The organism is Halarcobacter sp. (assembly GCF_963675975.1).
Taxonomy (GTDB): domain Bacteria; phylum Campylobacterota; class Campylobacteria; order Campylobacterales; family Arcobacteraceae; genus Halarcobacter.
Window position 1 is genome coordinate 2376395 of the sequence record NZ_OY780939.1, and the last position, 21391, is coordinate 2397785.

The 21391-nt window shown below is 28.0% G+C and carries 15 protein-coding genes; all 15 read right to left on the minus strand.

What is annotated here, in order from left to right; translation table 11 throughout:
* Nucleotides 1–2 precede the first annotated feature (2 nt).
* Entirely contained in the window at nt 3–1589 is a 1587-nt protein-coding gene (locus ACKU3H_RS11670) for a SulP family inorganic anion transporter (RefSeq protein WP_320034036.1), read from the minus strand.
* A 22-nt stretch (nt 1590–1611) separates the two neighbouring features.
* Nucleotides 1612–3039 (minus strand): ribosome biogenesis GTPase Der, encoded by a 1428-nt coding sequence (der, locus tag ACKU3H_RS11675; RefSeq protein WP_320034037.1) that lies wholly within the window; start codon nt 3037–3039, stop codon nt 1612–1614.
* Nucleotides 3040–3117: 78 nt separating this feature from the next.
* On the minus strand, nt 3118–3660 hold the full coding sequence (hpf, locus tag ACKU3H_RS11680; protein ID WP_320034038.1) for a ribosome hibernation-promoting factor, HPF/YfiA family: 543 nt from the start codon (nt 3658–3660) through the stop codon (nt 3118–3120).
* Between the two features lie 99 nt (nt 3661–3759).
* The gene (locus ACKU3H_RS11685) at nt 3760–4914 is read right to left on the minus strand and encodes a TolC family protein (protein ID WP_320034039.1); all 1155 of its coding nucleotides are present in this window, start codon (nt 4912–4914) and stop codon (nt 3760–3762) included.
* Nucleotides 4907–5614: a hypothetical protein gene (locus tag ACKU3H_RS11690; RefSeq protein ID WP_320034040.1), complete on the minus strand. Its 708-nt coding sequence runs from the start codon at nt 5612–5614 to the stop codon at nt 4907–4909. Before ACKU3H_RS11690 ends, ACKU3H_RS11685 begins: the two co-directional genes overlap by 8 nt.
* A gap of 2 nt (nt 5615–5616) precedes the next feature.
* Complete coding sequence (locus ACKU3H_RS11695) at nt 5617–8694, minus strand: efflux RND transporter permease subunit (RefSeq protein ID WP_320034041.1); 3078 nt, start codon at nt 8692–8694, stop codon at nt 5617–5619.
* Between the two features lie 116 nt (nt 8695–8810).
* On the minus strand, nt 8811–9698 hold the full coding sequence (locus tag ACKU3H_RS11700) for a hypothetical protein (RefSeq protein ID WP_320034042.1): 888 nt from the start codon (nt 9696–9698) through the stop codon (nt 8811–8813).
* Nucleotides 9699–9756: 58 nt separating this feature from the next.
* Nucleotides 9757–11097, minus strand: coding sequence for a flagellar filament capping protein FliD (gene fliD / locus ACKU3H_RS11705; protein WP_320034043.1), 1341 nt, complete (start codon nt 11095–11097; stop codon nt 9757–9759).
* Nucleotides 11098–11110: 13 nt separating this feature from the next.
* Nucleotides 11111–12718 carry a FlgK family flagellar hook-associated protein gene (locus ACKU3H_RS11710; RefSeq protein ID WP_320034044.1) on the minus strand — a complete coding sequence of 536 codons (1608 nt, stop codon included), beginning with the start codon at nt 12716–12718 and terminating at the stop codon, nt 11111–11113.
* Nucleotides 12719–12803: 85 nt separating this feature from the next.
* A complete protein-coding gene (locus tag ACKU3H_RS11715; protein ID WP_320034045.1) occupies nt 12804–14168 on the minus strand; it encodes a hypothetical protein in 1365 nt (454 codons plus the stop codon).
* A 16-nt stretch (nt 14169–14184) separates the two neighbouring features.
* Nucleotides 14185–16200 carry a flagellar hook-basal body complex protein gene (locus ACKU3H_RS11720; RefSeq protein WP_320034046.1) on the minus strand — a complete coding sequence of 672 codons (2016 nt, stop codon included), beginning with the start codon at nt 16198–16200 and terminating at the stop codon, nt 14185–14187.
* Between the two features lie 84 nt (nt 16201–16284).
* A complete protein-coding gene (locus ACKU3H_RS11725; protein WP_320034047.1) occupies nt 16285–17043 on the minus strand; it encodes a flagellar hook capping FlgD N-terminal domain-containing protein in 759 nt (252 codons plus the stop codon).
* Between the two features lie 95 nt (nt 17044–17138).
* The gene (locus ACKU3H_RS11730) at nt 17139–18413 is read right to left on the minus strand and encodes an ArsS family sensor histidine kinase (protein WP_320034048.1); all 1275 of its coding nucleotides are present in this window, start codon (nt 18411–18413) and stop codon (nt 17139–17141) included.
* Nucleotides 18406–19089, minus strand: a complete 684-nt coding sequence (locus ACKU3H_RS11735) for a response regulator transcription factor (protein WP_320034049.1) — start codon at nt 19087–19089, stop codon at nt 18406–18408. The genes ACKU3H_RS11730 and ACKU3H_RS11735 overlap by 8 nt, the downstream gene beginning before the upstream one ends.
* A gap of 64 nt (nt 19090–19153) precedes the next feature.
* Nucleotides 19154–21391 (minus strand): DNA translocase FtsK, encoded by a 2238-nt coding sequence (locus tag ACKU3H_RS11740; protein WP_407933690.1) that lies wholly within the window; start codon nt 21389–21391, stop codon nt 19154–19156.

Genomic DNA, 21391 nt, shown 5'->3' on the forward strand with positions numbered 1-21391 from the left:
TTTTATCTTTCGTATTCATTTTTTTGTATTGAGTTTACAGCATCATCAATATTACTAAATATTTTACTATTATTAAAAACCTTACTACTATCTACTTTTAAAACTTTTCTTTTTTGGGAATGTTTTAATAAAAGTACAACTTCAATACCATTTTCTTTTAGTTTTTTTATAATCTCTTCAATCATAAATATAGCTGAAATATCTAAAAAATGAACTTTTAAACAATTTAATATAACAAACTTTGTTTGGGGTTTTATTTTATCAATTTTTCTATCTAATATTGATGCTGTTCCAAAAAATAAAGAACCATCAATCTCTAATATCTCAATATCTCTATTATCTAAATTAATATCAAAATCAAATTTTTTATTTACATGGGATGTTTGCATTCTTGTTCTTTTTGAAACTTTATAAACTGCAACAATTGATGCAAAAGTGATACCTACTCCAACAGCCATAATTAAATCTACGAAAATTGTAAGTAAAAATACAGTAAGCATTATAAGTAAATCAACCCTTGAAACTTTATTTATAATTTTTAAAAATTTATAATCTAAAATGTCAAAACCAACTTTTATTAAAACACCTGATAAAACTGATAAGGGTATTTTTGATGCAAGTGGAGCTAAAAAAAGTACTATAACTAATAAAGTTAAGGCATGAATCATTCCAGAAAGTCTAGACTTTCCACCACTTTTTATATTTATTACTGTTCTCATAGTAGCACCTGCTCCTGGAATCGCTCCAACCAATGAACATAAACTATTACCTATACCTTGAGCTATTAATTCTTGATTTGGCTTATGGTTAGTTTTGATCATAGAATCGGCAACTAAAGAGGTTAACAAGGTATCTATAGAGCCCAATAAAGCTAAAGTAATTGCTAAAGTAATTATAGTACTTAAATTTAAAAGATCAAAACTTGTTGGTATTTTAAAATCTGGTAAGCCCATAGGAATTTCACCAATAGTTGGAACACTATAATTCATAAATATAGCCAAATAAGTAACAATAACTAAAGCAATTAAGGCTGAAGGAACATATTTGCTAATAGATTTAGGGGTAAAAAACATTATAACTAAAGTTATAGTAGCTAATATAATGGAATCACTACTTGCTAATTTAAAACTATTGGGAATCTCTACTATGGTTTTAATAACTGAACCATAAGAATCAACACCAATAAATGGATTTATCTGTAAAATTATAATAATCACACCAATTCCACACATAAAACCAGAAATAACAGGATATGGAATATATTTTATCCATTTACCAATTTTAATAATTCCAAAAGAAATTTGTATAATTCCAGCTAAAAATATAACGGTTATTACAGACTCAAAATCGTTTTGAAATGTTGCTATAGCAGTTGCTGTAACAACAGTCATTGGTCCTGTTGGACCTGAGATTTGAGTTGGGGTTCCTCCAAAAAGTGATGCAAAAAAACCTAAAATAATTGCACCATAAAGACCAGCAGTTGCCCCTGCATCACTTGCTACTCCAAATGCAAGAGCTAAAGGTAAAGCAACAACAGCTGCTGTTACTCCACCAAAAAAATCATTTTTAATACTATTTATATTTATCAAGGACTAAATCCCTCCTTAAAAATTAAAACTCCTCTATATCTTCCTCATCAATTTCTCTTTGACCTTTTTTTCTAGCAACAACATGAATTGGTGTACCTTCAAAGTTTATATTATCTCTTAAAAAATTAATCAAATATCTTTTATATGAGAAGTGTAAAAATTTTGGCTTATTCATAATAAGGGCAATTCTAGGGGGTTTTGTTTCAAATTGAGTTGCATAATATATTCTAAGATAATTACCAGCAGGACTAGGAAGTGCATGCCTTATAGTTGCTGTTTCAATCACTTTATTAAGAACAGAAGTTGGAACTCTTTGTGAATAATTATCATATATCTCAACTAATTTGTCTTTTAATCTATCGATACTTCTTCCTGTTTTTGCAGAAACAGCAATAATAGGTGCATAATAAAGAAATTTAAATTTACTTCTTACTTTTTCTTCTAGTTTTTTAAACTCATCTGCATTTTCATCCCATTTATTTAAAACAATAATAGTTCCTAAACCATATTCATCAACTAAACCTGCAATTTTTTCATCTAAATCAACTAATTCTTTAGAAGCATCCAATACAACAAGAGCTAAGTTAGCTTTTTCTAACATCTCTTTTGTTCTCATTAAAGCAAATTTTTCAATACCTTCAATTCGCCCTCTTCTTCTTAAACCTGCTGTATCAACAAAAGTAATGTTTTTACCTTTATATTCAAACGATTCATCAACTGGATCAATTGTTGTACCTGCAATTGATGAAACAACTGATCTTTCTTCTCCAACAAGTGCATTTAAAATAGAAGATTTTCCAACATTAACTCTTCCAATAATTGCGACTCTAATTTCACCATCATCTTCTACTCTTTGATTATTTATATCTTCAATAGGGTCTAAAAAATCTTCTAGGAAATCATCTCCATCCTCTTCAATAACAACTTCAGGTTCCTCTTTTCTTGGAGGTAATTGGTATGAGATCCACTCAAAAAGTCTTTTTGTACCTCTATTATGAGATACTGAAATACCAAAAAGATTCTCTTCATCAATACCAAATTCATAAAAAGACCAAAGTCTTTCTAGCTCTTTATCATTATCAATTTTATTTACAATCAATGCAAGTTTTTTGTCAAGAGCTTGAAGCTCATAAAATAGTTCTTTATCTTTTTCATCTGGTATTTTCTTTCCATCAACCATAAAAAGTATTATATCAGCCTCTTTTGCACACTCTACAGCTTTTTTCTTAACATTTGAAAATATCTCATCATTGGTGTCATCAATACCACCAGTATCAAGCATTATTGCATCTCTTTCTAATATTTCTACTTCATGTTTTCTAATATCTCTTGTAGTACCAGCCATATCAGAAACAATAGCAATTCTTTTTTTTGCAATTCTATTAAATAGAGATGACTTACCAACATTTGGCTGTCCTATTAATGCAATTTTTTTAAGCTCGTTATTCATTTAAATTAAAATCCTTCTAAAATTAAAAAAGGCATTAGCCTAAAAAGACTAATACCTTTAGGTAATTTGAATATATTATTAATATAATCCAAATTTCCCTTCTTCTTTTGCTTTGTATAATACTCTTAAGTTATCATCTTTGTCATAGAATACTTTAAATAAATCCTCACTAGCTTTTAAGCTTTCTACAGCTTCTTCAATATCAATTGGTTTATAAGAAGCTAATTTTACAGGAATAATTTCGTTTTCATACTTTTCTAACTGAGCAGCTACTTCGTCTTGAACTTCAATAGCTTCAACTTCAGAAAGCTTAGTAGCTTTGTGTCCTGTAATTTTGTCATGATGTCTTCTTAAAACTTTTGAAACTCTATCAACAGCAATGTCAATAGCAGCGTATAAGTCTTTATCTTTTTGTTTAACAACAACCGTATCTAAATGTGCAATATTTAAAGTAAATTCAAAAGTAAATGCTTTTCTTCCGTTTTTTTCTTCTTGAGATATAATTGCACCAACAGATATAATATCTAAATTATATTTTTTAAAAATTTCTATTGAACTATTAACATAATCTTTAATAGGTTCAGTTAATTCTATGTGTCTTCCTACAATACTTGTATTCATAACATACTCCTTTTGCTTATATAATAAATTAATTCTAACATACAATTGATTAATTAATAGTCATGGTGTAAGAAATAATAAGATTAATATTGAAAATCATCAATAATATATAGAAATTAATTCAAGAATAATGTTTAAATTATTAATCCTAATATCAAGTTCTCTCATAGATTTAGTATTGGATAAAATCTCCACATCTTCGATAGCTTTAAACCCTGCTTTATATTCATCTTCCACAGAAGATAGTAACTCATCATATAAAGCTATATCTTTTTTGACAATATTATTTAGTTTTTTATATTTTTCAATATTTTTTATTGATTTTTCATAATCATTTGTTTCATCAATTTTTGTTTGTTCTAATTCTTTTTTTGCTAAAAGATAATTTACCTGGCTTGATTCTATACTATTTAAAGATGAAAAACTAAAAGGTATACTAACACTTAAACCATAATTATAACTCTTTTCATCAGAAATTGTTTCTTCTGAAAAATCATAAGAGTAATTTGTATTAAATGAAACTTTTGGCAAATAATCACTTTTATTTATTTTATGGATGTATTTTTTAAGTTCTTGATTTAAAGATGCAAGTTTTACATCTTTTGATTCTTTCAAATATGTATCTAAATCTTTTATTTTAAGATTTGGTATATCTATTTTATCATAATCTAAATTTGTATATTTTCTTAAGTCTCTTAGATATTGATATTTACTATTTTCTTGAGAAATAATCTCCTCTTCTAAGGCATTTTTATCCATAATTGCATCATTTAATGTTGTAACATCAGTTTCACCCGCTTTATACTCTTCTTTTAATATATTTAAATTTATCTCTTCATTTTTAAGGGAAAACTTTTGTTTTTCTATATTTAAATCAGTTAATTTTGCATTTAAAACATTTGTATAAATTTCATTAATATAATTATCAAAAGTGATATCTAAATCTAAAAGACTATACTCTTCTTGAATCTGTGCCATATCAATAATATTTGAAATTGCACCAAATCTAAATATATCTTGATTATAAGATAATGAAAAAGTTTTAGTAGTGGTATTATCTTTATCTTTTGAAATATCAGTATTTACATTTATATTAGATAACCAATCTTTTTCATCAACTTTTTTATCTTCATTTATAATCTTTTTTTCTAACTCTAATATCTCTTTTTTAGTGTTAGTAAAAAGATTTATTCCTTCACTTGAAAATAGAGGAATAGAAATAAACAATAAAAGAATTGATATTTTTTTATTCATATTTAAACTCCACTTTTGTTACTTTACCAAAATTTTTATTATCCAATACAATAGTTACTTTATGTGCAGAAACATATGTTTCATCTAGAGTTTTATCAATTTTTTCTATATAAGCAGAAGAGATTTTATCATCCAAATAGATCTTCTTAGTTTTTATGTCTTTATAATCACTAGCACTAACATATACAATAAGCTTAGATTTTGATATATCTTGAACTGTTGCTAATTGTGCCCCTGTAGATACATAATCTCCTTTATCAACTAAGAAGTTTTTTACATATAAGTTATCTATTTTAATAGTTTTTTTACTTATAATATCCCGTAATTCTTCTATTGATAATTTTAAAGAATCAATCGATAATCTTATATCTAAAAGTTCACTATATTTATCATCTTTATCAGATTGACTTTTCCCTCTAATTTTAATAAATTTTCCATAGCTTGTTTCATAAATTTTTAATTTTTGCTTGTTTAAGTCTAATTGGTTTTTATAAATTTTTAATTGTTTTTGTTCTAGTGAATCATCAAGTTTTATTAAAACTTTATTTACAATTTTTGTTTCATCATTTTTATCTAAATTTACTATTTGTCCTGATGTTTGAGAGTAAATTGTATACTCTTCATAAGGTTCAATTTTAGTCATATAAGTTTGAGAAAATAAAAAAACTGGCAAAGCTATTATTAGTAAATATTTTTTCATATTTAATCCTTAATTTTAAATAATGTTGCATATAATGCAGGTACATAAATTAGATTTAGTATTGTTCCCCAAGCTATTCCAAATCCAAGTGATATTGCAATTGGTTGAAGCATAATTGATTCACCTGTAGGGAAGAATATAAGTGTTGAAAGACCAAGAATTGTTGTGATTGAAGTAATTAGAATTGGTCTTACTCTTTGTTTTGCTTTTATAAAAAACTCTTTTCTATTTTTTGTATTATGTAAAAAATCTAACATAATAATTCCATCATTAATTACAACACCTGCTAATCCTAACATACCAATTAATGATTGAGAGTTTATGTTTACGCCCATGATAAAGTGCCCTATAATTGCACCAACAGCTGTAAAAGGGATAACAGATAGAATAATAAAGGCGCTTTTAAATGATGGAAAATTGATAAGTAAAGTTATAAATATCAAAAATAATCCTACTAAAAATGATTTTAGCATATCACTAGCCATTTGAGCACTTTTTTCCCTTTCTCCACCATAATTTATTATGATTCCTTTTTCTCGTGATTCTTTTAAAATAGGTTCAAGTTTTTCTAATACTTCATTTGCACTAGTTTGTGATTTTTCTATATTTGCAAAAATATTTTTTTGTATTTGTCCATTCTCTTTTTCTATTTTTTGGAAATTTCTTTCTATTTTAAAATCTACCAACTCTTGAAGTTCAATCTTTTTATCATCTATATTTATTAAAAAATGTTTTAAATCATCTAGATTATCTTTATAAATTGACTGGGTTACAATCTCTATAACCCCATCTTCATTAAAAGTATTTGCTTGTTCTTTTTCCATAAAATAGTTTGCAACTTGCAGGGCAATTTCACTGTCTGTTAAACCTAAAGATTGGGCATAGGCATTTAAAGAGTATTTGTATTCACTTTCCCCTAATTCTGTATTATCTGTAACATCTTTAACACCGTTGATTTTTGATAATTCTTCTTTGATTTTATCTATATTTTTTAGCAACAATGATTTATTTTCATTACTTAATTTTAATTCAATATCAGATTTTACAATCCCTATTCTTCTGGTTATTATATTAAAAGCAACTGCATTATCTTGTTTAGTTAATGGTGTTACTATTTCTCTTATGTTTTTCATTGCTGTTTGGGTATCTACTGTTCTGATTTTATCTTTTTGTTCAAAATCAAAACTAAGACTTAATATAGGATTTATATATTTTTGTAAAAAATTATCTTGTTTTAAATCTTCTAATTCTAATGATAATTGAAACCCATTTTCAATTGTTTCACTCTCACTAACAATATTTGTGAATCTACCAACTGTGGTATCTATATTTTTTATAAATAGTTTTTTTGAATTTTCTAACAATATATCTTCATATTTTTTCACTATTTCATTTGTATCTTTTAAAGATATAGATTCGTTAAGTTTTACAGATACAGTTACACTTCTTGAATCCATATCAGGCATCATTTGAAATCTACTATTTTGAATCAATATAAAAGTTAAAACAGGAACTGATACAAAAAACAATAAAAGAAAAGTTCTTTTATAGTGTATAACCTTATGAAGTATTGATTCATAAAAATTATATGCTTTTGTCCAATCAAGCATTTTTTCTTTTCTTTTTAAAATATGTTTGGCATGCAAAGGAAGAAATAGAAATGATTCTATAAGTGAAGAGAATATTAATACAGCAATTACAATTGGAATCATTCTCATGAGATTACCTAACTCTCCACTTATTAGTAACATTGGTAAAAATGCAAAAATAGTTGTAAATGCAGCTATTAAAACAGGTGCAATCATCTCTTTTGCACCAATAAGTACAGCTTTATCTAAATCCTCACCATCATCCAAATGCCTTTGGATATTTTCACTTACAATAATTGCATCATCAACAACAATACCTAAGGATATAAGCATAGCCATTAAAGAGATCATATTTAAACTATAACCTGCTTGTTCTATAACCAAAAGACCTAAAATAAAAGAAAATGGTATACCCATTACAATAACTAAAGATAATCTTGGACTAATTAATAAGTGCATAGAAAGTCCTACTAATATTAAACCTAAGGTTATATTTGCAATGATTGTTTTAATTCTATCATTTACAGGTTCACTACTATCTCTTGTAATTATTGTTTCTATATCATCAGTAGAATTTGAAAATGTTGTTAACATCTTTTTTATTTCATTAGCAACTGCAATGGAATCACCTGAATCATCTTTATAAACATTCAAAGAAATAGTATTTTTCCCATTTAATCTTGAGATTGTTTCATCCACAGGATAATCAATAGTTATAGTTGCAATATCTTTTAGGTATACTCTTTTGTTATCAACTTTTATAATAGTATTTGCCCAAACTTCTTGGTCAAATTTATTATTATTTGCACTCATATATACATGATTCCCTGTTTGTTCAACTTGTGCAACAGGATAAATATAAGAGAAGTTTTTTATTGCATTTATTACAGAGCTAGATTCTAAACCATACATATCAATTTTTTTATGGTCTAGTAAAATATCAATTTCTAAACTACTATCGCCAAAAATTTGAACTTCATTTATATTTGAAATTTGTAAAAGTTTTGTTTTTAATTTTTTTGAAATATCTAAAAGCTCAGCTTTAGTTCTATTTTTTGACAAAATAGAGATATTTAATAGTGACATTTGGTGCTCGGCACTTGAAACAGTAGGTTCAGTCATATCACTTGGTAAATATTTTTTAGCTGAAGTTACAGCATCTTCTATATCATCTTGAACTTTTTTCTTATCTGCACCATCTTGTAGCTCTACACTAATAGAAAAACTTCCATTTGTAATAGTTGAATTAACCTCTTTTACATCAGAAATTGTATCTATTTGATTTTCTATTTCAACAACAGCAAAATTATTTAAACTATCAGCACTAGCCCCTGTATAACTACCACTAACATAAATACTATCTAAAGTAACAGTGGGAAACATCTCTTTAGGAATTTTATGATAAGCAAAAATTCCCATAACTAAAATAAAAAGTAAAAGTGTGTGGTTTAGCCTAGAGTTTTTTAAAAAATATTCAATTATTTTGTTCATTCAGATTCTTTTTTTCAATTTGCAGTGAAACTATATCAAATTAAAATTAATGAAATATTACTAACTAGCAAAAGAGCTACACTTTTAAGTGTAGCTACTCTATATTATTTATATAATTAGGCATATCCAAATAAAGAAGAAGTGCTATTAGAAAGGTTATTAACATAGGTATTTATCTCTTGATTGTTATTTTCATTATTAACCATTTTCATAATATTTCCAAAACTACTTAAATCTAATCCATTTTCATTATCACTTGAATTGTATTTAATAGCTTCAAAAAGCATTTTGATACTCTCTTGTGGGTTTGATGCTATATCTGAAGAATCAGATGTTTCATTTACATCAATACCTAATCCTGCCATTTTTTCCTCAAAAGATACAATTCCATCTTCATTTGTATCTAATTCATCATAATCCTCCTCTTCAGAACTAGATGCTGAACCACCAGGCGGGGGAGTACCTGAAGAGGTTTTAGAATCTTCTGATGCGGCAGAAACTTCAGTACTACTTGCATTTCCATTTGTCACTTCATCAATAGCTGCACTTAATTCATCTGTTGTTATTGAACCATCACCATCTGAATCCAAGGCACTAAACTCCTCTTCATTTAAAATTGAGACTTCATCTGAACTTAATAAAGAATCGCCATCGGTATCATATGTAGACATTAATTCTGTAGCTAATTGATTATTTTGTGGTTTTTCTGGAAGTTCAGGCATTTCTAAACCTAAATTTGAAAGCAAAGTTGCAAACTCTTCAGGATTTGGCATTTGATCATAACTTGAAAGTTCACTATCTATTGCACTTGCAATCTCATTTTGTGTAACTAATCCATCAGAATCATTGTCTAAAGAACTAAATAAATCTTCACTTATATCTAATTCTTCAATACTTAAAGATTCATTAGAATCACTATCATTTTGACTGATTATATCTGTAGAGATTTGACTTGTAATGGAAGGTAACATTCCTATACTGTTAGTTGAAGTTATAGTATTCATAATATTCTCCTTATTATGAAATTCTATAACTTTTTAGTAAATAATGGGTAACAAATTATTAGCTATCGCTTGTTTCCATATCCATAATCATTTTTAATGAATTAAAAGAGTTTTCCATCTCTGTAATTATTACAGTATATTGTGCAAATTGTTGAGCCATTTGAGCATATTTTGTATCAAGTCTTTCTGTTTCACTCTCTAAATCATCATTTAAATCTTCAAGTCTTTGAGATAATCTATCTTCATAACTTGTCATAATTCCATCTAAACTATCTAAGTCATCCAAATAATTACTAAGTCTAGTACCTAGACCCTCTTTTTCTGCATATCCAACGAATAGCTCTTTTAAATCATCATAATTATTTGTAACTGCTTCAGATAGTTCTGAATTATCAATCTCCATAAGCCCATCTTCATTAAAGGTAATACCATAAGAAAATGCATTTTCTTCATCAGATAATCCATAAGAACCATAAAACATAGATTTGATATCATTCATTACAGATCTTAATGTACTTGAATCAGAAATAACAGCAGGATTGTCTTCATCTCCAATAGTGTAAGAATCAACTAATTGAACTAACTCATTATAAGAAGTTGCCATGTTATTTATTTGTTCAATAACATAACTATCATCTCTTTCAATAGAGATTGAAGCATCACCTTTTTCAACAGCTGCTATCATTAATCCATTATCTAGAGTTAATTTATTTGAAGACAGATTATAATTAATTCCATCAATAGTTGCTTCCATATTTCGTGCACTTACAGTGTGACTCTCTGGCTCTTCATAACCTAAATCTAAACCACTTTGAGAGATAGATATAGAGTTCTCCAATCCTGTATTAGAACTTTTTAAAATTAGTCTATAAGAATTATCACCAACTTGTTCTAAAGAAGCTTCAAGTCCTGCGTTATAATTCAATTCTGTAACTAATTCTTCATAAGTTTTTCCATTGGTTTCATAAGTAGTAGTTTCTCCACCAATAGTAATGCCAAGTGATCCTGAAGGCATTATTGCAGTTTTATCTGCTATTTCAATAGATTGATAAACATCTTTTTGAGCCAACTCTGTTATTGTAACAGCAATTGAACCTGGATTTATATTACTAGTATCTGCTGCATTAAATGTAGCTGCAGTTCCTGTTGTAGTAGCAGAAACTTGATTAAAAGCATTAGTTCCTGTTGTATATAAATCAAACTCTTCCATAATAGATAAAAATTCATCAAGTTTTGTTGTTACTTCATCTACTGCATCCATTGTTGCTTGTAAATCTTCTTGATTATTTTCAATAGGAGTAATATAAGCTTTAGATTCAGCTTCTTTAAGCTTATCAAGTAAATCCTGACTTAAATCCACACTTCCTGAACTTCCAAGTCCTAATATTCCATCAGCCATCTTTTATCCTTTACTACATATTTAAAATAGTTTGCAACATCTCATCAACTGCTGTAATAATTTTTGCATTTGCTTCGTATGCTGCTTGATACTGCATTAAGTTAATCATCTCTTCATCGGGATCAACTTTTGTTAAATTCTCATAAGTTACTGTCATTGAATTTAATACGGCATCTTGCGATTCCATTAAAGATGCATTATCTTCAGTATCAATAGAAACATTCTCAAGTAAATTCTTATAAAATTCTTTAAATGAAGTTACTTCACTACTTCTTGAATCGATATTTATATCTTCTGCCCATTGTAATTGTGCTATACCCTCTAAATCAGTACCTGAAAGGAAAAAAGCACTATCTTTTACATATTCAAATGTATTTACACTTGCACCTTTAAACATTGTAGTATCACTATTTTGAGCATAAGCTTCTACAAGAGCTTTAGTAAAATCATTTAAGGCTCTTTTATAAGATAATAATTCAGATGTTTCAGATGTTAAGTTTTCAGATAATGATTTTAATGTACCACCTGATAATTCTAATTCATTGTTATAAACAGCAACGCTAACATGGTCAGCAGCATCAACAGAAACATTAGTATCTTTTCCTACAACTGAGCCTGCTACGTCAATTTTTAAATCGAAGATATTATCTTCTCCACCCTCAATTGATTCAATAATTAAGTTATTTGCTGTATCTAAACGAGCTTGTAACTTTCCAAATTCTGAATTGTTATTTATTCTATCTACTATTTGTTGTTTTAAATCAAAATTTGTTCCACCAGATACACTTGCAACAATATCAATAGATACATCGTTATTTAAAGTTAAAGTTACAACATCTCCATCACTAAAGTTTGTATCATTTAAGTCTGTTGTTGTATATATATCTTTTTGACTTATATACTCTTCTTTTACACTAAGTTCATGGAAACTTGTTGTATTAAAGATTACATTTTGTCCACCCATTTTTAATACATAATTGTCATGTTCAGTACTTACTTCAATATTTCCATAACCTGATAATTGTTTTTCATACTGATCTCTTTTATCAAGAAGCTCATTAGTTTCACCAGAATTAATAATTTTTTCATTAATATGAGATATTTTTGCTAATATTGAATTCACTTCTTCTGCTTGATCTTTTAATAAAGATAAATTATCGTCTTGAAGCTCTTCTAAATCTGAATAAACACCTTTTATACTGTTTACAAGCATAGTTGACTGGCTGTTAAGCTCTGCTTTATAAGTTGAAGAGGTTGGATCTCCCCTTAAAGTTTCTGCAGCAGTAAAAAAATCTGTCAAAGTTATTGAAAAACCACTTTTATCAGTTTCTTGAAATATCTGTTCAGCACTACTTAATGTACTATTTTGTTGAGTATAATAGTTTGAATAACTATTTTGGCTTAAAATCTGAGTGTATAAATAAGGACTTGTAGTTCTATTTACACCATCAAAAGATACACCATTTCCTATGTTGTGATGAATACTCGCAACTTCACTTGTCTGAACAATTCTTTTTTTATAACCCTCAGTATTTTCATTTGCAAGGTTATTTGAAGTAACATCAATAGCATATCTAGAAGTTTTAAGACCACTTTGTGCTATATACAATGAATCCATCATAATGAATCCTTTTTTATTATATTTTTAAATAATTTATCTTCAATATTTAAAAATTTGAAGTTAAATAATTTTTTCATTTTTTAGCCTATCTCATATAATTAACTAAAGACAACTCATTTACTCTACTAATTGTAGAATATAAAGCTGTATATGTTATTTCTAAAGCTTTTGCTTGAATACCTAATTCAGTTAAATCTGCTGTAGCATACTCTTTTTCTAAAATTTTTAAATTTGTTAATTTTGTTGAAACAATACTTCCATATGATTCAATAGTACTTGTTCTTGTACCTACTAAAGAATGGGAGATATTTTGAGATTCAAAAGCTCTGTTCATTCTATCTAATACATCTGAGATAACATCTTTTTGATCACCTACTGTAATTGTATTATCATCTTTATCTTTTAATCTTAAAGCCGTGATAACAGTATCTAAATCATCAAAAACAGAACGATGTACTTCTAATTCAGCTACTGAAGTATTTGATGCAGTAAATGTACCATCTCCATTATCAACAACACTTATTGGAGTTGTAGTTGTATCTCCATTTATAAACAAATTATCAAAAGTTCCATCATTGTTTATATCTGTTAGTTCCCACTCATTACCCTCTTTATCCAATATAATATTATTTGAAGTAAAAGTAAAACTATCCCCATCACTTGAAATATTTAAAACAACATTTGAAGTATTATTTGTCATGGTAACTGTACCATCACCATTATCAGTAACAGGAATTGGAGTTGTTGATGTATCTCCATTTATATATAAACCATCAAAAGAAGTATCACCATTTGTATCAACTAATTGCCATACATTTCCATCATCATCCATAACTGTTTCAGTAGAATCAAAAGTAAATGTATCTCCCTGTCCAAATTTTTGACCACTACTCACTTCTGTATCCACATAATAAAATGCTTCTATTCCATTTATTCCTTGTGCAGTATAAGTAGCATCTTCAACATTTATTTTTTTTGTTGAATTATCACTTTGATAAGAAATCACTCCAGTATTAGGGTCTTTTGTAAATGACATAACATTTGTATTTACTCCAGAAAAAAGATATTGCCCGTCAACTTCAGTATTAGATAAAGCTAAAAGTGATTCTCTAAAATCTTCTAATTGTGTTGCAATAATTTCTCTTTGGTTTTGACCTGTTGTATCTGTATTTGCTTCAATTAATTCTGCAATTGTTGATTGAGTAATATTTTTTACTTGAGCCATGGTATCATCACTTGTAGTATTAAAAGCTTTACTTAAGTCAATATGTTGACTAATTGAATCATAACTATTAATATCACCTCTGATACCTAAAATTTTACTATATAAAACAGAATCATCACTTCCATACTCTAAGGCTTCTTGAGTACTAAGTGCAGTATTAACTTTATGATTCAATTTATCTAAAAGCGAAAGATTATAGCTTATTGATGAAAGTGACTTAATCATGGCTAACTCCTATTTATTATCTTTTAAGTTGAATTAACGTTGTTAAAAGTTCATCTGAAGTTGTAATCGATTTTGAGTTCGCTTCAAATGCTCTTTGAAAAACCATTAAATTGACTAAACTCTCACTTAGATCGGCTGTACTAAGCTCTAAGTTCTTTTCATTTACCGTTGTTGAATTATCATTATTAATTGTATAAATTGCTGTACCACTTTTTGTTGTCTCTTTTAATAGATTATCACCAATAGATTCTAATCCAATATTATTTGAGAATTGTGCAATTGCAATTTGTCCAATTACAAAATCAACACCATCTTGTGTCATAGTTACTAAACCTGTTTCATCAACAGATATTTCTCCAAATGATTCATCTGTTAAACCTAAAGAATCAAGTTTTAATTGTAAAGATGTTCTTGAAGTTTCTTGGTCAACTGTAGAGATTATTTGCATAAACTCAGCACCAGCACCAGTATTACCACTTAATTCTAAGTTTTTCTCTTTTCTATATACTGGTGTTCCGGTACCTGTAGGATCATATCTCATAATTCCTGTAAACTCTTCACCTGTAGTATTTGATTTTATAACCAGTTCACCATTTACTAATTTAGCAGAAACTTTGTCTGTTATTTCAGGATGAGGTGCAGCTGTTTCAATACTAGTAATCAACTCAGCTATAGAAGCATCATAACTTTGACCAGGAGTAGTAGTAATAGTATAATCAGTACCATCAATTGACATAGTATAAGTTAATACACTATTTGTACCATCCCAAGGAACAGAAATTCCATTATCATCTGTAAGTACATCTGACTGTTGGTATACATCGTATTGATTACCTGCAACTGCTGATCTTAAAGCTCTCATTGCAGAATCAACAGCACCTTGTCCTGTACCTTGAACTGATTCTGTAATTGTAGTAGTTGTACCTTGAATCTCTATATTATCCGATGATTCTGCAATATCACCTATTACAAACTCTTCACCAGGGATAATTGATTCAATCATTATTCGACCATTTATTACATCTGAAAAAGCAGTTGAAGGATTATTTGCAGCTGATACATCAATAGTATAAGCATTTAGGCCTGTAATATTTGAAATTCTATCAGCCATAGCTTTATATGTTGCTGCTCTACTTGCTAAAACATCATAATCCCCTTGTGCATCTGCAGTTCCATCTCCATCTAAATCCGCAATAGGTCCAACAATTGCAGTAATAAATTCTGGTGTCGCAATCTCTTGAACATAATCTTGTGTATATTTATCTCCATTGATAAATACATAGATTTGTTCACCCTCTGCATTTAATGAACTGCTAGCTCCATCGGGAAAATCTATTACAGATCTTTGTGCTTGAGAAGGAGAAGAAGTTGCTTCTGGATTCTCAGCATATCTACTTAAGGCATCGTTATAGTTTGTTACTAAAGCTTCAATATCAGAAACCTTTGAAGCATAGTTTTTAATACCTGAACCTGATAATACAGTAGAGTCACTTCTAGCACTCTCTGCATAGTCAGTCATTTTAGCAGCATAAGTTTCAACTCTTGAAGGAAATTTTACAATTTGATTACCTGCAATTTCAGTAAAAAATTGATTAAATGATGTCCAGTTATTATTTGTAGATATTATATCACTTGATGGATCAACTGGACTCATAGCCCATCCTTGAACCTCATAACCATTTGCATCTTGAAGGGTTCCGTTATCACCCATTCTCATATTTCCTGCTCTAGTATATAAAGTTTCAGAAGTACCTGTGGAATCAACATTCCTTACAACAAAGAAACCATCTCCATATAATGCTAAGTCATATGAAGATTCTGTTCCTTTCATACTTCCTTGAGTGTATTGTTTTTCTGCATTGGTTACTCTTGAACCCTTACCAATACTATCTTGATACATCATATCTGCAAATGAAACCCTAGAGGCTTTATAACCTATTGTATTAACATTCGCTACATTGTTTGATTCATTATCAATTGCAGATTGAGCCGTTTTTAATCCTGAAATACCAGTCCATAATGCACCAATCATTGTAAATCCTTTTTCTTAAAATTCAATTTTTTTTAAATATGTAACTATTATATCTAAAATATCCATAAATAGCTACTTTTTTCATTAATATATCTTTGATACACTCGAATATTGCAACATATCTGCTTCATCAGCATAAGTTGTAATATTATTTTGAGAGTATGCTAAGTCTACTCCTGTAGAACCTATATTACTTCCACCATTTTCAACATACATTTTTACAGAATATGTACCATCACTATTTTCTGCAACAGTCGCACTTACACCACTTATTGCATTTAATTCTTCAGCAAATTCTTCATAGGTTTTATCTTTTGTACTGATAGTATGTTCATTTCCATTACCATCAACAAGTGTAAAAACATCATCTTCACTTGTAGAACCTAAAGAATCAGTTTTACTATCCGCAGATCCTAAAGTGTATTCATCATAATAACCTGTAATCTCATATGCTGTTAAAGTTACTGTACCATCGTTACTCTCAACAGATGAAACCTTATACTGTTTTGGTTCGCCAGAACTATTTGTGGTTCCTGTTTCAACTAAGTGTCCAATTAATGATGTTGCATCAGATAAAGCACTTTGACTAAATCCAGCTGTAATACTTTCCATAGCATTTACAATTGAAGTATTTGCTTCTAAAGTTGATAATTGTAATTGTGAATCCATCATTGAAGCAGCATCAACAGGTTTAGTTGGATCTTGCATCTTAAGTTCTGTTAACATAAGATTAATAAAATCTTCACTTTTTAAACCCTCTTTTGATACTCCAGTAGTATATGAATTCCCATAAGCATCTGTTGCACTCGTTGTTGTAACACCATCAGTTGTTGTAGTTGCCATGGCTAACTCCTTAATGTTTACTGTAATCACAGTAGAAAATATAACTCTACTGTTAATTATATTACCTAAAAGTAAATAAAAAGTAACAAAATGGGCTAAAATTGTATTTTAAAAATGTGATAATTGTTATTAAAGTAATAGTATAAGTTATATCCGTGACGTTTTATAATGCTATTTGTAATATAAAGTCCTAAACCTAAACCTTTATCAATAGATTCATAATCTCTGTTAAAGGGTTTTAAATATTCATCAAAGGGTTTTTTTAAAGCTTTTCCATGGTTTTTTATAATCAATGAATCACTATTTATGACTATTTCAGGTTTTCCTTCAGTATTATATTTCATAGCATTATCAATAAGATTTTTTAAGGAAATTGCAAAAAGTTCATAATCTACATATATAGTTGTTAAATTTGTGTATATATCAACTTGTGATTTATCGATTAACAAAATATCTAAAGATTGATCAAGTAAATCAATAATTCTGTACTCTTTTCTTTCTAAAGTAATTTGACCTGAGGTTAACTCTTCTAACTTAACAAACTCTTCTAATAAATACTCTAGTCTTGAAAAAGCTCTTTGTAAGACATCCCTCTTTTTACCCTCTTCTAGAGTATCTGAGACTAGTTTCCCTTTTGTTATTGGAGTTTTAAGCTCGTGTAGAATATTACGCAAAAATAGTTTTCTAGAACTATTTAAATCTCTAATCTTTTCAATTGCATTATTAAACTCATTTGATACTTGTGCAATCTCATCATCACCTTCTAATGTTGTATCAATCTCTAAATTACCTTCTGAAAACTTATTTATTTCATTTTTTAATTTGATTAATGGTTTTAATTTTTTAAATAAAAAATAATAAAACCACACCAATAAAATATCAATAAAAAGCAAAACAATTAACCAAAAAAATCTATCCTTAGATGAAAAAGATTTATCAATTAACAAAATCTCAGGTGGCTTAGGTAGGAATTTTTTGTCAAATCTAGGGGGTTTAAACTCTTCATTCATAATAGGAGGTTTAGGATCAAAATAAACAAAAGTTTCATTGTTGTATTTATACAAATGAATCATATCCTCTTCATCATCAAATTCTAGTTTTTCTGGATTCTTCTTTTTTAATTCATTATATGTAATTTGGGCTAATTGCATATTAACAGCAGAAATCTTTTCATTTATAATTTCAGAAGATAGACCTAATCTAATATCTTTTTCCACAGTTTTAATAACAGATATATATTTTTTAAATATCAAAGCTTGATAGTTTTTATAATCCAATGAGAATTGCAGATAAATCAATGAATTTATTATTAGAAAAATTACAAAGAAAAATAGTGTTATTTTAAAAAAAATAGAGTTTTTTTTATCCATTAACCAATTTATATCCAACTCCTCTTATTGAAAGTATATGTTTTGGTTTTTTAGAGTTTTCTTCTATTTTATTTCTAACCCTACCTATTAGAACATCTATACTTTTATAACTACTTTCATATTTAATCGAATCTACATTTGATAATAACTCTTCACGAGATACAACAAAACCTGCTTTTTTTATTAAATATGCTAAGATATGATATTCTGCATTGGTAAGATCTAAAACCTCATTTTCTTTTTGAATCTCCATTTTATCTTCATTTACGATAAATATAGCACTATTCTCTTTTTTATTTTCATCTTGTTCATCAAGAGAACATCTTCTAAGTATAGATTTTATTCTGAATATTAATTCTTGAGTATCATAAGGCTTTGGCATATAATCATCAGCACCTAAACTAAAACATGCTGCTTTATCACTAATATTTGAACGTGCACTAGAAATAATTATTGGAGTAGTATAATGTTCTCGTATCATTCTACATACATCTATACCATCAATTTCAGGTAAAGAAAGATCTAAAATAATCAAATCATATTTTTTTAATCTAAGTGCAGAGATTGCTAGTTCTGGGGAGTCATAGTTAGTTACATTTATATTATATTCTTTTAAATAATCTACTAAAATATCAGCTAATTCTAAATCATCTTCTATCATTAATATTTCTATCAATTCTTATCCTTTTATAGAAATAATTTTAGTAAATAAGAGTAAATATAAAGTAACAAACTATACTTTAAATAAGTATTTCTCTATTTCCTTTTGCATTTGCTTCAGATAAAACACCAGTTTGTTCTAACTGTTCTACAATTGTTGCAGCTCTATTATAACCAATTCTTAGCTTTCTTTGAATATAAGAGATAGATGTTTTTTTATCATTTAAAACAACATCTTTAGCATCTTCATATAGTTCATCAAGTTCTCCCATTTCTAAACTACCAGAAGAACCACTTAATGCAGAATCAGTTTTATCTTTGACAAAATTCATATCATATTCAACTTCTCTTTGGTCTTTTAAGAAATCAACTACACTTTCAATCTCTGTTTCCATTGACCATGGAGCATGAAGTCTCACAAGTCCTGAAGTTCCAGGAGGAGTAAATAACATATCCCCTCTTCCTAATAATGATTCAGCACCTAAAGAATCAAGGATAATTTTTGAGTCTACTTTTTGACCAACTTTGTATGATAGTCTACTAGGTAGGTTTGCTTTAATTAAACCTGTAACAACATCTACTGATGGTCTTTGTGTTGCAACAATCAAGTGAATACCTGAAGCTCTTGCCATTTGTGCAAGTCTAGCAATTGATAACTCAACATCTTTTCCACTTGTCATCATTAAATCTGCTAACTCATCGATTACTACCACAATATATGGAATAGCTTCAAATCCGTCCCTTTTTGCTTTTTCATTATAGCTTTCTATATTTTTTGTCTTTGTTTTAGACATTAATGTGTATCTTCTTTCCATCTCTGCAACCATATTTGATAAAGCATTAATTGCATCTGTTGGTTTTGTAATAACAGGTGTTAGAAGGTGAGGAATCTCATTATACATAGAAAACTCTAACATCTTAGGATCAATCATCACAAGTTTTAAATTATCTGGTGAGTTTTTATATAATAAAGATAAAATCATTGAGTTAATACCTACTGATTTACCTGAACCTGTAGTTCCTGCAATAAGTAAATGAGGAAGCTTCTTCAAGTCAGTAATAAAAGGTTTTCCAACAATATCTTTTCCTAAAATCATAGTTAAAGGTGATTTTGCATTTTGAAAAATTTCACTCTCTAAAAGCTCTCTTATATAGATTGTTTGAGTATCATCATTAGGAACTTCAATACCAACTACATCTTTACCAGGAATTGGAGCTTGGATTCTTATAGTTTGAGCTTTTAAAGCCATTGCTAAATCATCTTGAAGATTAAGTATTTTTGATACCTTTACATTTGGTGCTGGTTTAAACTCAAAAGTTGTTACAACAGGACCTGTATAAGTTCTAACTACATCACCTTCAATTTTAAACATAAGTAGTTTTTCTAATAAATCTTCAATTTTTTTATCAATTTGAGCTTCTGATACTTTAGATTTTTTCTCTTTAGGTGCACTTTGGAAAAATTTAGTTGATGGTAATTCAAAGTCTTTAGGTTTTTCTGTATTTCCTAATTCAATTTCATCTTGTAGTTTCTTATTTTCTTCTAATTCATCTACAATTAATGCATGTGGTTGTTCTACATCAATTACATCTTCAATCTCATTATCTTCTTCAATTAGTTCTTTCTCTTTTATAGAATCAATCTCTGATTCTTCTTGAGAAAGAGTGATAATATTTAAATCATCAACTTCAATATCAGCTATTTGACTCTCATCAACCTCTTCAATTATAATCTCAGCAACATCTCCATCATTTTTCACTTTTACCTTATCTTCAGATGAAGAAGATACTCTTTTTTCTCTTTTATCTTTTCTTTTATTTTCAATTCTTTTAGGTTTAACTGCTGTATTAACCTTTTTAAAGTTTGGAACAATTTTTTTTGCATTAAAATTAAAATTTGTATCTTCAAAAAGAATCATTAAAGATATAATAAGCCCTATAACTACAAATATCCATAAACCTACATTTCCAACAAAGGGAAACATTGAAGAGATTATGTAGTTTCCAATTTCCCCTGAGAAAATACCTTTTTCTACAACTAAAGATTGAAAAATCAATAAAGAGATTAAAAGTAAAATTACAGAAGAACTTTTAATACTAAAATCTTTTAAATCAAAGTCTTTATTAAAATTTATTATATACAATGGGTATAAAAATAAAATCAAATAGATATATGATAAGAAACCAAAATATTGGTGTGAGAATGAAGCAAAAAGGAAACCAATCTTCCCTACACTAATCTTATCACTTACAAAAGTGGCATATTCAAAATAAACAATAATAAATAAAAAGACTGATGATAAAATTTTCTTAACTAT